Source organism: Pseudomonas typographi, assembly GCF_014694385.1.
In the GTDB taxonomy this organism is placed as follows: domain Bacteria; phylum Pseudomonadota; class Gammaproteobacteria; order Pseudomonadales; family Pseudomonadaceae; genus Aquipseudomonas; species Aquipseudomonas typographi.
In genome coordinates this window covers 149,687-164,381 of record NZ_JAAOCA010000001.1, presented here as the reverse complement: position 1 = coordinate 164,381, position 14,695 = coordinate 149,687, and the positions used below count along the sequence as shown (strand labels likewise).

Below are 14,695 nucleotides of genomic sequence, written 5' to 3'. Positions count from 1 at the left end.
GCGGCTCCGTTAACGGCGGGTCAGGTTCATCTTGGCGCGGCCTTCGGCCGGGGTCAGTACGCGGGCGCCGAGGCGGGTCAGGATTTCGCTCACGCGCTCGACCAGTTGCCCGTTACTGGCGAGCACGCCTTTGTCGAGGTAGAGGTTGTCTTCCAGGCCCACGCGCACGTTACCGCCGAGCAGCACCGCTTGCGCGGCCATCGGCATCTGCATGCGGCCGATGCCGAAACCGGCCCAGGTCGCGCCAGCGGGCAGGTTGTCGACCATCGCCTTCATGGTCGTGGTGTCGGCCGGCGCGCCCCAGGGGATGCCCAGGCAAAGTTGGAACAACGGATCGTGCAGCAACCCTTCCTTGATCATCTGCTTGGCGAACCACAGGTGGCCGGTGTCGAAGATCTCTAGCTCGGCCTTTACCCCCAGCTCGCTGATGCGCTTGGCGCCGGCCCGCAGTTGCGCCGGGGTAGACACGTAAATGGTGTCACCGTCGCCGAAATTCAGCGTGCCGCAGTCGAGGGTGCAGATCTCGGGCAGCAGTTCTTCTACATGGGCCAGGCGGGTGAGCGGCCCGACCAGGTCGGTGCCCGGGCCGAAGTCAGTGGGGGTTTCCCCCGGGCCGATTTCGAGGTCGCCGCCCATGCCAGCGGTGAGGTTGACGATGATGTCTACGTCGCTTTCACGGATACGTTCCATCACCTCGCGGTACAGCGCTACGTCGCGGCTGAACGTGCCGGTTTGCGGGTCGCGCACATGGCAGTGCACCACCGTGGCGCCGGCCCTGGCCGCTTCCACCGCGGCCTCGGCGATCTGTTTGGGGGTGACCGGGACCAGGTGGCTTTTGCCGGTGGTGTCGCCCGCGCCGGTCAGGGCGCAGGTGACGATGACCTCGTGATTCATTGCAGGGCTCCTGTGCAGGTGATGCCGTGCACGCTACGCCGCTCACGCTGGGCCAAGCCTCACGCAAGCGACTGCCACTTGCACCGGTTCGACCTGTACGGTATCTACCGGGCTTCATCTTCGGAGCCACGCCATGGCACAGGAATTTCGCTTGTTGTTGTTGCCGGGTTTTTCGGCAATTGGCTTCATCAGTGCCATTGAGCCCCTACGGGTGGCCAACCGTTTTCGTGGTGCGTTGTATCGCTGGCAGATACTGAGTTTGGATGGCGGGCCGGTGGCCGCCAGCAATGGCATGTCGGTCAATGCCGACGGGCCAGTCGGCCCGGTGCCGGCAGGTAGCACCGTACTGGTGGTGGCAGGCTTCGAGCCGCTCAAGCATTACACCCATGCCCTGCAGCAGTGGCTGCGGCGCTTGGCGCGGGAGGGTGCGGTGCTAGGCGGCATCGACACCGGCGCCTTCGCCCTCGCACGTGCGGGGGTGCTCGAGGGCTACCGGGCTACCCTGCACTGGGAGGCGGTAGAAGCGTTTCGCGAGTCGTTCCCCACCATTGCCACCACCCAGGAGTTGTTCGAGATCGACCGGTCGCGCATCACCTGCGCCGGTGGCACAGCGTCGATCGACCTGATGCTTGACCTCATCGCCCGTGCCCATGGCAGCGAACTGGCGATCCAGGTGTCGGAGCAATTCGTGCTAGGGCGCATTCGCCCACCCAAGGATCACCAGCGCATGCAGATCGCGGCGCGCTACGGCACCACCAATAAAAAGCTGGTGCAAGTGATCGGCGAGATGGAGCGGCACACCGAACCGCCGCTGTCGACCCTGGAGCTGGCGTCGAGGATCAGGGTAACCCGGCGCCAGTTAGAGCGGCTGTTTCGCGTTCACCTGGAGGAAACCCCGAGCAACTTCTACCTCGCCCTGCGCTTGGACAAAGCCCGCCAGTTGCTACGCCAAACCGACATGAGCGTGACGGAGATCAGCGTGGCGTGCGGCTTCGAATTGCCTTCGTATTTTGCCCGGCGCTACAAGGGGCGCTTTGGTTGTAGCCCGCGGCAAGACCGCCGTGCCGACTGAGCGGGGCCGGGCATCGCACAGGTGTGGGGCAGGGTAGCCGGGGGCGCTACCCTAACGGGGGAGTTTGCTCAATTATCTGGCGTGTCTGCCTCGTCGGCTTGGGTGCCGAGGGTTTGCAGGTATTCGGAGCGCTCGTCGCTGCGCTGGGCCATGCAGTCGTTTTCAGCGGTTTGGCTGGCATTGCCATCTTTGTCGGCCTCCAGCACTTCCACCGCGCAGTCGTCGTCGCGCAGCTTGCGCCAGAGGTCTTGGGCGATGCGCACTTTGTTCAGGTAGTCTTTGAGCACCTGGGGCTGGTCGCCGTATTGTGCGCTGATCCGCGCTGTGAGGCCGTTGTAGGCGTCTTCGAGCTCGCCTTCGGCGGTTTTGCGGTTATAGGCCGAGCAGTCCAGGCTCTGCTGTGCGGTTTCCACGTTGTCGCACGGGGTAGGGCCATCGTCGTCGGCGGCGTAAGCGCCTAATGGCAGGATTGCCAGCAGCCACAACATTGGTTTCATTGACGACGCTCCGTCGTGTCTTATCGATGCGCTGAATTCTGGCTTAAGGCTTGGCTAAAGAACAGCGCCGGTAAGCGATTTCATCTTGTTTAGTGCTTGCACTGGGCGCCTTGCCACGCTTTGACGCTTTCGGCAATTCCCCTGTCGTTTTTGCATCCGGCTCACGGGCCGCGCAGGCATATGCTGCCTAAAAGCGCCAGCAGCCGGCTTGGCGCGCACATCACTACAAGGGGACCGCCTGATGAGCCCAGCCGAATTGCACGCCGACAGCATCGTGATCGATGGCCTGATCATCGCCAAGTGGAACCGTGAGCTGTTCGAAGACATGCGCAAGGGCGGCTTGACCGCGGCCAACTGCACCGTGTCGGTGTGGGAGGGCTTCAAGGCCACGGTCGACAGCATCGCCGCCAGCCAGAAGCTGATCCGCGAGAACAGCGACTTGGTGATGCCGGTGCGCACCACTGCCGATATCCGCAAGGCCAAGGAACTGGGGAAAACGGGCATCTTGTTCGGGTTCCAGAACGCCCAGGCGTTCGAAGACCAGCTCGGTTATGTAGAAGTGTTCAAGCAGTTGGGCGTGGGCATCGTACAGATGTGCTACAACACCCAGAACATGGTGGGCACCGGCTGCTATGAGCGGGACGGGGGGTTGTCGGGCTTTGGCCGTGAAGTGGTGGCCGAGATGAACCGCGTAGGCATCATGTGCGATTTGTCGCACGTGGGCTCCAAGACTAGCGAAGAAGTGATCCTGGAATCGAAGAAACCGGTCACCTATTCGCACTGCTTGCCGTCGGGCCTCAAAGAGCACCCGCGCAATAAGTCCGATGAAGAGCTGAAGTTCATCGCTGACCGGGGTGGCTTCGTCGGCGTGACCATGTTTGCGCCATTTCTGGCCAAGGGCATCGATTCGACCATCGACGATTACGCCGAAGCCATCGAGTACGTCATGAACATCGTGGGTGAAGATGCCATCGGTATCGGCACCGATTTCACCCAGGGCCACGGCCAGGACTTCTTCGAGTACCTGACCCACGACAAGGGCTACGCCCGCCGCCTGACCAGCTTCGGCAAGATCATCAACCCGCTGGGCATTCGTACCGTGGGCGAGTTTCCCAACCTCACCGAAACCCTGCTCAAGCGCGGCCACCCCGAGCGGGTAGTGAGAAAGATCATGGGCGAAAACTGGGTGAACGTTCTTAAAGAAGTCTGGGGCGAATAAGCGCCGCTACACCGCCTTGTCTACCCCCGCCCGCTGGGCGGGGGCACCCACCTTATTTTGTTGGAGTTAAGTTTCCATGGCTAAGCACGCCCCCGAATTGCCGATCGAAGTCGACAGCGAAACCGGTGTATGGACCACCGACGCGCTGCCGATGCTGTATGTGCCTCGGCATTTTTTTGTCAATAACCACATGGGTATCGAAGAAGTGCTCGGTGCCGACGCTTATGCCGAGATCCTTTACAAGGCCGGCTACAAATCCGCCTGGCACTGGTGCGAGAAAGAGGCCGAGTGCCATGGCCTGGAAGGCGCTGCGGTGTTCGAGCACTACATGAAGCGCCTGTCGCAACGGGGCTGGGGGTTGTTCAAGATCCAGGCCATCGACCTGGAACAAGGCACCTGCAGCGTGAAGCTGGAACATTCGGCGTTCGTATACGTGTACGGCAAATGCGGGCGCAAGGTCGATTACATGTTCACGGGCTGGTTCGCCGGCGCCATGGACCAGATCCTCGCCGCCAAGGGCAGTCCGGTTCGTACCGTTGCAGAACAAGTCTACGGAGGCTCCGAAGAGGGCCACGATGACGGGCTGTTCGTCGTCAAACCGTTGTAAAAGCCGAGGACCGTGAGATGGCTTTCGAAGCAATGTTCCAGCCGATCCAGATCGGCAAACTGACCATCCGTAACCGCGTGCTGTCAACGGCCCATGCCGAGGTGTACGCCACCGACGGCGGTATGACCACCGAACGGTATGTGAAGTACTACGAAGAGAAAGCCAAGGGCGGTATCGGCCTTGCGATCTGCGGCGGGTCTTCGGTGGTCGCCATCGACAGCCCACAGGGCTGGTGGAAGTCGGTGAACCTGGCGACCGACAGAATTATCCCGCACTTTCAGAACCTGGCCGATGCCATGCACAAGCATGGCGCCAAGATCATGATTCAAATCTCCCACATGGGCCGCCGCTCGCGTTGGGACGGTGAGCACTGGCCCACGTTGATGTCTCCCTCGGGCATCCGCGAACCGGTACACCGCGCCACCTGCAAAACCATAGAGCCGGAAGAAATCTGGCGGGTGATCGGCAATTACGCCCAGGCCGCGCGCCGGGCCAAGGAAGGCGGGCTCGACGGCATCGAGCTGTCGGCGGTGCACCAGCACATGATCGACCAGTTCTGGAGCCCGCGGGTTAACAAGCGTACCGACGAGTGGGGCGGCACCTTTGAAAATCGCATGCGCTTCGGCCTGGAAGTGCTCAAGGCGGTGCGCCAGGAAGTGGGCGACGACTTCTGCGTGGGCATGCGTATTTGTGGCGACGAATTTCACCCCGACGGCCTCTCCCATGAAGACATGAAGGAGATCGCCAAGTATTACGATTCCACCGACATGCTCGACTTCATCGGCGTGGTCGGTTCCGGCTGCGACACCCACAACACCCTGGCCAACGTGATCCCGAACATGAGCTACCCGCCGGAGCCATTCCTGCACCTGGCGGCGGGCATCAAGGAAGTGGTCAAGGTGCCGGTGCTGCACGCCCAGAACATCAAAGACCCGAACCAGGCCACGCGTATCCTCGAAGGCGGTTACGTCGACATGGTCGGCATGACCCGTGCACACATCGCCGACCCGCACCTGATCACCAAGATCAAAATGGGCCAGGTCGATCAGATCCGCCAGTGCGTGGGTGCCAACTACTGCATCGACCGCCAATACCAAGGGCTGGACGTGCTCTGTATCCAAAATGCTGCCACCTCCCGTGAATACATGGGGGTGCCGCACATCATCGAGAAAACCAGCGGGCCCAAGCGCAAGGTGGTGATCGTCGGTGCTGGCCCGGCGGGTATGGAGGCGGCCCGTGTGTCGGCCGAGCGCGGCCATGACGTGACGCTGTTCGAGAAAAAAGAACACATCGGCGGGCAGATCAGCATTGCCGCCAAGGCACCGCAGCGGGACCAGATCGCCGGTATCACCCGCTGGTACCAGTTGGAGCTGGCACGCCTGAAGGTAGACCTGCGCCTGGGCACAGCCGCCGACATCCCGACCATTCAGGATCTGCGCCCAGAGGTGATCATCCTGGCCAATGGCGGCCACCCCTTCCTGGAGCAGAACGAGCATTGGGGCGCCGAGCAAGGCTTGGTGGTGAGCAGTTGGGACATACTCGACGGCACCGTCGCACCCGGCAAGAACGTGCTGGTGTACGACACCATTTGCGAGTTCACCGGCATGTCGGTGGCCGATTACCTGGCCGACAAAGGTAGCCAGGTCGAAATCGTGACCGATGATATCAAGCCCGGCGTGGCCATGGGCGGGACCACCTTCCCTACGTATTACCGCAGCCTGTACCCCAAGGAAGTGATCATGACCGGCGACTTGATGCTGGAAAAGGTCTACCGCGAGGGCGACAAACTGGTGGCGGTGCTGGAGAACGAATACACCGGAGCCAAGGAAGAACGGGTGGTGGACCAAGTGGTGGTCGAGAACGGCGTGCGCCCGGACGAGGCCCTGTACTACGGCCTTAAGCAGGCATCGCGCAACAAGGGCCAGATCGACATCGAAGCGTTGTTCGCGATCCAGCCGCAACCGGCGTTGAGCGAGGCGGGCGAGGGCTACTTGCTGTACCGCATTGGCGACTGTGTAGCGCAACGTAACGTACACGCGGCCATCTATGACGCCTTGCGGCTTTGTAAGGATTTTTAACGCAGAGGCAAACCGCCAGGGGCCACGGGCCCGCTTCAGGCTCAATGGCAATGGCGCTGTACTGGCGCTGTTGCCCGCAGCGTGAAGGGTGCCGCTGGGCACCGGCTGTTTGCACCTCAAAGGTGCCTCCCCATGCTAAGCGTCATTCTACCCACCCTGCTGTTTGCCTCACTGGCGCTGGCCGCCTTCGGCGCGCTACGGCGTATCGCTTTGTGGCGGCGTGGGCGGCCGGCGCAGGTCGATGTGCTGGGGGGCCTGCTGGCCATGCCCAAGCGTTATGCGGTCGACCTGCACCACGTGGTAGCCCGCGACAAGTACATCGCCAATACCCATGTGGCCACCGCCGGTGGCTTCGTACTGGCGGCGCTGCTGGCGATCGTGGTGCATGGCTTTGGCCTGCATAACCGCGTCCTCGGCTTCGCCTTGCTGGCGGCTACGGCGCTGATGTTTACCGGTGCAGTGTTCGTTTACAAGCGCAGGCTTAACCCCCCGGCACGCCTCTCGAAGGGGCCTTGGATGCGCCTGCCCAAGAGCTTGCTGGCGTTTTCCGGGAGTTTCTTTCTGGCCACCCTGCCGGTGGCGGGGGTGCTGCCGGAGCACTTCGGTGGCTGGGCGATGGCCGCTATCCTCGGCGTCGGTGTGCTGTGGGGGGTGTCGGAGCTGTTTCTGGGCATGGCCTGGGGTGGGCCGATGAAGCATGCCTTCGCCGGGGCCCTGCACCTGGCCTGGCACCGCCGCGCCGAACGCTTTGGCGGTGGCCGCTCCACGGGCCTGAAGCCGTTGGACCTTACCGACTCGCGCACGCCACTGGGCGTGGAAAAACCCAAGGACTTCACCTGGAACCAACTGCTGGGCTTCGACGCCTGCGTGCAATGCGGCCGGTGCGAGGCCATGTGCCCAGCATTTGCTGCCGGCCAGCCACTGAACCCGAAAAAGCTCATCCAGGACATGGTCATTGGCCTGGCCGGTGGCAACGACGCCCGCTTCGCCGGCAGCCCTTACCCGGGCAAGCCCCTAGGTGAGCACAGCGGCAATCCGCACCAACCGATCGTCAACGGGTTGGTCGATGCCGACACGCTGTGGTCATGCACCACATGCCGCGCCTGCGTCGAAGAGTGCCCGATGATGATCGAGCACGTCGACGCCATCGTCGACATGCGCCGCTTCCTCACCCTGGAAAAAGGCGCCACCCCCAACAAGGGCGCCGAAGTGCTGGATAACCTGATCGCCACCGACAACCCTGGTGGCTTCGCCCCTGGCGGGCGGATGAACTGGGCGGCGGACCTGAACCTGAAGGTAATGGCCGACGTGCAGCAGGCTGAGGTGCTGTTTTGGGTGGGCGATGGCGCCTTCGACATGCGCAACCAACGTACCCTGCGCGCCTTCGTCAAGGTGCTCAAGGCCGCCGGCGTGGATTTCGCCGTGCTGGGCCTGGAAGAGCGCGACAGCGGCGACGTGGCACGCCGGCTGGGTGACGAAGCAACGTTCCAAGGGCTGGCCAGGCGCAACATCCAGGCGTTGGCGCAGTACCGTTTCACGCGCATCGTGACCTGCGACCCACACAGCTTCCATGTACTCAAAAACGAATACGCCGCTTTTGGTGGCCAATACGAGGTGCGGCACCACAGCACGTTCATCGCCGAACTGATCCAGGGCGGCCGGCTCAACCTTGGCCAGCATACCGGCGGCAGCGTGACCTACCACGACCCCTGCTACCTGGGCCGCTATAACGGCGAATACGAGGCCCCGCGTGAGGTGCTGCGCGCGCTGGGCATCGAGGTCCGCGAAATGCAGCGTTCGGGTTTTCGCTCGCGCTGCTGTGGCGGCGGTGGCGGGGCGCCGATCACCGACGTGCCCGGCAAGCAGCGCATCCCAGACATGCGCATGGAGGATATTCGCCAAACCGAAGCGGAGCTGGTGGCGGTGGGTTGCCCGCAATGCACGGCGATGCTCGAAGGTGTGGTAGAGCCGCGCCCAGCCATTAAAGATATCGCCGAGCTGGTGGCCGACGCGCTGATCGAGGCGCCCCTACGGGCCAACAGCGTGGCCTCCAGCAAACGTGAAGCCGCGCAGGTGAACCCATGAGCGACATTATCCGCCGCGACCCACGCGCCGAATGGATTGCCCGCAACCGCCTGCACCCGCTGCATGCGGCGATGCAGCCCCAGCCGCAACAATGGATGGGCCCCCACGGGGTGGTCCGCAAGAACCCCCATGGCCTGGGCTTCATGGGCCCCAACGGGCTTAAGCGTATCGACCGCAGCGGCGCCCAGCAGGGCGGCAACGTGCGCCGCACCGCTGCCGCCGAGGCCAAGCTGCCACTGCACCGGGTCGCAGAACCGGCCTTCTATATCGCAGTGGTTCCCGACATGGTCGGCGGGCGCTTGGGCAGCCACGACCGCGACCTGCTTGGCCTTGCCCACCGTTTGGCCGGCCAGGAGGGGGCAGTGCTGGCGGTGATCTTTGGTGAGCACAAAGAAAGCGCGTTCGATACCGCCGGTGTCGACCGCCTGCTGCAGATCGACGGCAGTGAGTTCGAAGGCTATGCACCGGAACAGCGTGTGCAGGGCCTGCGCGCTGTCGACGGCCAGTTCCAGCCGCGCCATTGGCTGCTGCCCGACAGCCGCAGCGGCGGTGGCGAGCTTGGCCGGCGCCTGGGCGCCAGCCTGGGCGAACGGCCCGCCACGCGCGTTTGGCAAATCAAGGATGGCCCGGCGGGCAGCCAGTGCACTGGCCGGGCCGGCGCCGGCCAACAAGACATCAGCCGCGCCCTGCCGCGGTTGATCTTGGCCGCGGCTGAGTGCGCCGAACCTGTGGACGAAACCCGCCACGAGGTATTGCCGGTGAGCCTGCACGGCGCCGTGGCGCGCAGCCTGCCGCGCATCGAAGACCTGGGTGCGGTGGCGGTGGACCCGGCCGCCATCCCCATGGCCGAGGCTGAGTTCATTCTCTCTGGCGGTAACGGCGTCAGCGACTGGGCGCTGTTCCACCGCACCGCCGAGGCCCTCGGTGCTACCGAGGGGGGCTCGCGGGTGGCGGTGGACAACGGCCATATGGCCAGGGCCCGGCAGGTGGGTGCGAGCGGTACCTGGGTCACCGCCCGGGTGTACCTGGCGGTGGGCATTTCTGGGGCGATCCAACACTTGCAGGGCATCGGCGCCTGCGAAAAAGTCATCGCCATTAACCTCGACCCGGGCTGCGACATGATCAAGCGGGCCGACCTGTCGATCATCGGCGACAGCCACGAACTGATGCTGGCCCTGATCGAAGCCGTAGAGCAGTACCGACACGGCGCCAAGCGCGAAGCGGCATAAGGTGAAAGCATGAGTGTGAAGATCGTAAGCCTGGTGTCGGTGGGTGCCCACCCCACCTCAGGGCGCGCGCGCCGCGCCGAACAGGACGCCCGCGCGGTGGAACTGGGGCTACAGTTGGTGGGTGATAACCTGCAGGTGCTGCACGCCGGCAAGGCCGAAGAACCCGCCTTGCGCGCTTACCTGGGCATGGGCTTGGCGCGCCTTCACGTGCTGGAGCAGCCCGCCGGCAGCGATGCGCTGCCGGCGTTGGCCGAGTACCTGCGTGACGCTGCGGCGCAGATCGTGCTGGCCGGCACCCAAGCCGAAACCGGTGAGGGCTCGGGCATGCTGCCGTTTTTGCTGGGTGAGCAATTGGGCTGGCCAGTGGTGGTGGGCCTGGCCGCGGTCGAGTCCATCGACGGCGGCGTAGCCCACGTGTTACAGGCTTTACCGCGTGGCCAGCGGCGCCGCCTGAAGGTACGCCTGCCCATGCTGGCCACTGTCGACAACGCCGCGCCCACCCCACGCCAATCCGCCTATGGCCCCGCCCAGCGTGGAGAGCTGCAGGCCCACGAAGTCGACATTTTCGACGATCCGTTGCTGGCTGAAAGCGCCCTGCAACCGGCCAAGCCCCGGCCCAAGCGCCTTAAGGTGATCAAGGCCAAAAGTGGCGCCGACCGTATGAAGGCCGCCACCGCCAAGGCCAGTGGCGGCACGGGGCAAGTGCTCAAGGGCGTGAGCGCGCGCGAAGGGGCGCAAGCGGTGATGAAATTATTGATAGAAGAAGGGGTGATCCGCTGACACCCTGGCAGATTTGCTAGGTTTCGCCAGGCCGAGTCCGGGTTAGAGTGGGTTTCGACCGACACGCTGGGTGACGCGCCGTGGCACACATACCCCGCAGTAACCGCTTGCAACACGGCCCTGCGGCCGGCCCCAACGCAAGCCGGAGAACGCCTTCGTGAAACCATCGAGCCAACGGGCGTGGCTGCTGGGTGTCGACCGCCAGCGCTCGGCCCTGTTGGGCGTGCCCGCCACGGGCAGCCGCCATGCCTATACACCGTATGGGTATTCGGCCAACCGTGCTGCCCAGCCCAGGGCGGCTTATGCCGGCTTGTATCGCGAGCCAACGGCCGGGTTGTACCTTCCCGGCAACGGTTACCGCGCTTATTCCCCGACCCTTGGGTGCTTCTTGCACCCGGATGCGCACAGCCCGTTCGGGCAAGGTGGCCTCAATACCTATAGCTATTGTGCAGGCGACCCCGTCAATCGGCACGACCGTAACGGCGCCTATTTTGGGTTATTGGCGCCACTGGTCGACTCAGTCGCAACGGCGGGCGTTTGGGCTGGCGTTATCAACGAGACGGCGCTGGATATCGTGCGTTACTCGGTTGGGAGTGGTGTGGTGCCGTCCACGGCGGTTCGTGTTCGGCGTATCACAAATATTTACGGCGCCTCCTTTACCAGTGTGTCGAATACGATTAATGCGGTTGGTGCCATTACAAATGGGGCGAGCAGCGCGGCCAATGTGGCGGCTATGGCCAGCTTCACCGGCTCCACCCTTTATACGTCAGGCATTTGGGAGGCGGTAGAAAACGGCAGGGCGTGGATCAGGTTGGCGCGGGAGAACCAGATCAACCCGGCCTCCGTGTTGCTTGCCACGGGCGGCGAGCTGAGTGGGGCCAGATTGGCCACCCGGCGGGGGTTCCCCAGGGTCGAGCCCAGGCCGGTCGATATCGAATTGGGATTACAGGGTAATCCGCCACTGACCTCAGTGCGCCGTTTATCCTCTCCACCCCCTAGCCCAATGCCGCCGGCGAGCCCCGGCAGCAATAGGGGCGTAGAAGTAACTCAGTTTTGAAAACGAGCTATCCGGGTATCTTCGGCATGTCGTTGAGGCCCACCTCGTTCTATTCAGCCAGGCAGCGCTAGTGGTCGTTGGTGGCCTCCCAGTCCAGCAGCGTATCAAGCAGCTGCGACCGGTGCGCGCCTCGCCGAGGACAGGCCCTACACCGGCGCGCTATTCATTCTCCCGCCATTCTCCCGCCATTCGCTCCGCTCCACGTTTGGTAACACTTCGCACTGATCGGCCTATGGGCGCTGAAAGACGTACCGGCAGCGATCGGCATTCGTGAAGACTGTACCCCCTAACCAAAGATACAAATTGTTTCTTGCCACAACTGGCGCTAGGCAGGCATGAAATTTCGAGCCCTGTTGCGGGCTAGGTAATGGCTGGAAACATTGTACATTTCAGGCTGATAACGATGTGTGCTTAGACTATGTGATCATCGTGTATGCCAGCGCTGAGCATAATTATAAGGAGGGCGGAATGGACCGCTTTGTTGAGGTATCGCTATCATTTCCGGTAGCGATATTCGGCTTCATGCTCTTTATTGCTTTCCTCTATTGGGTTGTCGCTATGTTCGGGCTGTTTGACATGGACAGTCCCGCTGTTGAGGCTGATGGCCTACTTGAGGGGCTGGGCGGTTTGCTGATGAAGGCCGGTCTCGACGGCGTGCCACTGCCGATAGTGTTCACGCTTGTTTCCCTTTGGGGTTGGCTTTCTACTTACATCGCTGAACTCTATGTTCTGTGCCATATCCGCGGCGGGGCCGTCTCTCTGTTGCTGGGTGTTACTTCTTTCGTGGCGGCTGGCGCCTTAGCCATCGTCATCACAAATATGCTGATTCGCCCTCTACGTCGGGTGTTCAAAAAAATCGTCGCACCGACCGCCGGTTCGATCATCGGGCGCATCGCTACCGTCCGTAGCGGAACGGTGACCGGTAATACCGGTGAGGCCATTTTTGAAGACGGGGGTGCCGGCCTAATCCTAAATGTGCGTTCCATGAACGGGGCGACATTTTCACGTGGGGACAACGTAGCGCTCCTCGAATACCAACCGGCTAACCATTGCTACTTGGTTATCAGCGAATACGAATTCAACCGCTAACTGCAGTTGGCCTGCGATTAAACGGCCTAGGAGATGTGAATTATGAACGAACTGGCTGCTCCCTTCATGATGGGGGCCGTGGTGGTTGCTGCCTTGTTTGTGGGGTCCCTTGCCATGTTTAAGGTCTTCTATCGCAAGGTGGATCAAGGTATTGCTCTGATTGTTAACGACCTTACCGCCGAGCCTAAGGTTCATTTCACCGGGGCTATGGTTTATCCCATCATTTACCGCGCCGAAGAAATGCCACTTCGGCTGGTGCCGATCGAATTGAGTCGCCGCGGACCGGAAGGCCTTATCTGTAAGGACAACCTTCGCGCTGATATCGACGTTGTGTTTTACGTTCGTGTGAACGAAAAGGCCGAGGACGTCCTGAAGGTTGCCAAGGCGGTAGGCGTACAACGAGCATCCGACGGCGGGGCCATCCGCGAGCTTTTCCTGGCCAAGTTCAGCGAGGCATTGAAATCGGTCGGCCGGCAACACGAACTGCTGGATTTATTCCAGAACCGCCTTACGTTTCGCGATGACATCGTTCACGCCATAGGTAAGGACTTGAACGGTTACATCCTCGAAGACGTGGCTATTGACCACCTCGAGATGACCAGCAAATCTCATCTCGACCCTGGGAACATCATTGACGCCCAGGGCATTCGGAGAATTACCGAACTCACCTCCGAGCAGAACATCGTGACCAACGACCTTGAGCGCAAACAAGATTTGGCGATCAAGAACCGCAACGTTGAAGCGAAAGAGCAAGAACTTGAGCTTGAACGCCGCCAGGCTGAAGCCACCGCCAGGCAAACACGTGAGATCGCCGAGCTTAAAGCGAGGGGCGAATCTGGTGCGGCAGTGGTAGAGCAAGAGGCCCGCCTGGCCAGCGAAGAGGCTCGAATCCATACGGATACGAAAGTTCAGGTGGCGCAAGAGGGCCTGCTGCGTGAAGTTGAGCTTGCTGCGGCGGCACGGCGCAAGGCGGTGGTGGTCGAGGAGGAAGGTGTTAACAAAGCACGCTTGCTGGCCGAGGTCGACAGCCAGCGCGAAGTCCAGTCACGCCAGATCGATGCGGATGGCGAAGTCGAAAAGAAGAAAACCGAGATTGCCGAGATCGTGCGTGAACGCGTCGCAATCGACAAGACAGTGGCCAAAGAGGAAGAAGCGATCAACGAACTTCGCGAGGTCAGCGCGGCTGACCGTGCTCGCCAGGTGCGGGTGATTAAAGCGCAGGCTGCTGCTGAAGAAAGCAAGGTCGCTACGATTGCCGGGGCCGAGGCAGAGGCTCAGTCTGCTGAGCATCGTGCCCGAGCAGTCACTGTCGCAGCTGAAGCCGATCTCCGCTCGGCCCAGCGTGAATCGGAAGCGAAGACGAGCCTCGCCGCCGGCATCGAGGCTGAGACAGCAGCGCTCGGCTTGGCCGATACCAAGGTACGCAAAGCAAGCGCTGAAGCATTGGAGGCGGTAGGTCTCGCCGAGGCGAAAGTGACCGAGCAGCGTATGGCCGCAGAAGCACGGGGTAAGAAAGCGTTGGCTGAAGCCACTGCCGAAGCTACCCGTGCGCAGGGCACCGCCGAGACCGAGATCATCGAGGCCCGCTACAGCGCCGAGGCCAAGGGCCTGACCGCGAAATTTGCGGCCTTGAACGGGCTGAGCGCCGAAGCACGCGCCCATGAAGAATTCCGTATGGAGCTCAATGCGACCCAAGAGCAGGTTCTGGCTCAAGTGGAAGCCTCGAAGGACATTGCCCACGAAAGCGCAGCAGTTCTGGGGGCAGCGCTAAAGAACGCCAAAATCGAGATCATTGGTGGGCCGGGCGGCGAGGTCGCAGATCAGTTGGCCACCGGCCTGGGCATTGGAAAGATCTTCGAGGGTATGGGCCGAAGCCCAGTCGTCCAGGGCACTCTCGCCGCGTTGGTCGCTCGGGCTGGCGGCAAAGCCTCGGACCCAAGGCTAACCAAACCAGCGAATGCAACTCGGGCTGAGACCTAATGGGGTGCCTCAGACGTTGGCTGCACCCTTTGGCGGCGCCTTTTGCCGCCGGCCTAGGTCGCCGCGCCTCGCCATGGCCCTGCCATGATTCGGCACGGCGCCTTGCCC

Annotated in this window: 12 protein-coding genes; 10 read left to right on the top strand and 2 right to left on the bottom strand. The window is 62.4% G+C overall.

Annotation, left to right across the window (positions count from 1 at the left end; all coding sequences use genetic code 11):
* Positions 1-9: 9 nt before the first annotated feature.
* Positions 10-894: a 3-dehydrocarnitine:acetyl-CoA trimethylamine transferase CdhC gene (gene cdhC, locus HAQ05_RS00760; protein ID WP_190416670.1), complete on the bottom strand. Its 885-nt coding sequence runs from the start codon at positions 892-894 to the stop codon at positions 10-12.
* 133 nt (positions 895-1,027) lie between these two features.
* On the opposite strand from cdhC, the gene HAQ05_RS00755 reads away from it, so the two are divergent.
* Entirely contained in the window at positions 1,028-1,966 is a 939-nt protein-coding gene (locus HAQ05_RS00755) for a GlxA family transcriptional regulator (RefSeq protein ID WP_190416669.1), read from the top strand.
* Positions 1,967-2,034: 68 nt separating this feature from the next.
* Here the strand turns inward: HAQ05_RS00755 and HAQ05_RS00750 are convergent, their stop codons facing one another.
* Positions 2,035-2,463, bottom strand: coding sequence for a lysozyme inhibitor LprI family protein (locus HAQ05_RS00750; protein WP_190416668.1), 429 nt, complete (start codon positions 2,461-2,463; stop codon positions 2,035-2,037).
* A gap of 241 nt (positions 2,464-2,704) precedes the next feature.
* On the opposite strand from HAQ05_RS00750, the gene HAQ05_RS00745 reads away from it, so the two are divergent.
* From HAQ05_RS00745 to HAQ05_RS00705, 9 genes are all read left to right on the top strand, one after another.
* Positions 2,705-3,682 carry a dipeptidase gene (locus HAQ05_RS00745; RefSeq protein WP_190416667.1) on the top strand — a complete coding sequence of 326 codons (978 nt, stop codon included), beginning with the start codon at positions 2,705-2,707 and terminating at the stop codon, positions 3,680-3,682.
* Between the two features lie 76 nt (positions 3,683-3,758).
* The gene (locus HAQ05_RS00740; protein WP_190416666.1) at positions 3,759-4,289 is read left to right on the top strand and encodes a 4-vinyl reductase; all 531 of its coding nucleotides are present in this window, start codon (positions 3,759-3,761) and stop codon (positions 4,287-4,289) included.
* A 17-nt stretch (positions 4,290-4,306) separates the two neighbouring features.
* Complete coding sequence (gene dgcA, locus HAQ05_RS00735) at positions 4,307-6,367, top strand: dimethylglycine demethylation protein DgcA (protein ID WP_190416665.1); 2,061 nt, start codon at positions 4,307-4,309, stop codon at positions 6,365-6,367.
* A gap of 132 nt (positions 6,368-6,499) precedes the next feature.
* Positions 6,500-8,452 (top strand): dimethylglycine demethylation protein DgcB, encoded by a 1,953-nt coding sequence (gene dgcB / locus HAQ05_RS00730; RefSeq protein ID WP_190416664.1) that lies wholly within the window; start codon positions 6,500-6,502, stop codon positions 8,450-8,452.
* Complete coding sequence (etfA, locus tag HAQ05_RS00725; RefSeq protein ID WP_190416663.1) at positions 8,449-9,681, top strand: electron transfer flavoprotein subunit alpha; 1,233 nt, start codon at positions 8,449-8,451, stop codon at positions 9,679-9,681. The genes dgcB and etfA overlap by 4 nt, the downstream gene beginning before the upstream one ends.
* Positions 9,682-9,690: 9 nt before the next feature.
* Positions 9,691-10,461 (top strand): electron transfer flavoprotein subunit beta, encoded by a 771-nt coding sequence (etfB, locus tag HAQ05_RS00720; protein WP_190416662.1) that lies wholly within the window; start codon positions 9,691-9,693, stop codon positions 10,459-10,461.
* Between the two features lie 157 nt (positions 10,462-10,618).
* Positions 10,619-11,518 carry an RHS repeat-associated core domain-containing protein gene (locus HAQ05_RS00715; protein WP_190416661.1) on the top strand — a complete coding sequence of 300 codons (900 nt, stop codon included), beginning with the start codon at positions 10,619-10,621 and terminating at the stop codon, positions 11,516-11,518.
* 468 nt (positions 11,519-11,986) lie between these two features.
* Positions 11,987-12,607, top strand: coding sequence for a hypothetical protein (locus HAQ05_RS00710; RefSeq protein ID WP_190416660.1), 621 nt, complete (start codon positions 11,987-11,989; stop codon positions 12,605-12,607).
* Between the two features lie 42 nt (positions 12,608-12,649).
* Entirely contained in the window at positions 12,650-14,587 is a 1,938-nt protein-coding gene (locus HAQ05_RS00705; RefSeq protein WP_190416659.1) for an SPFH domain-containing protein, read from the top strand.
* Positions 14,588-14,695 lie beyond the last annotated feature (108 nt).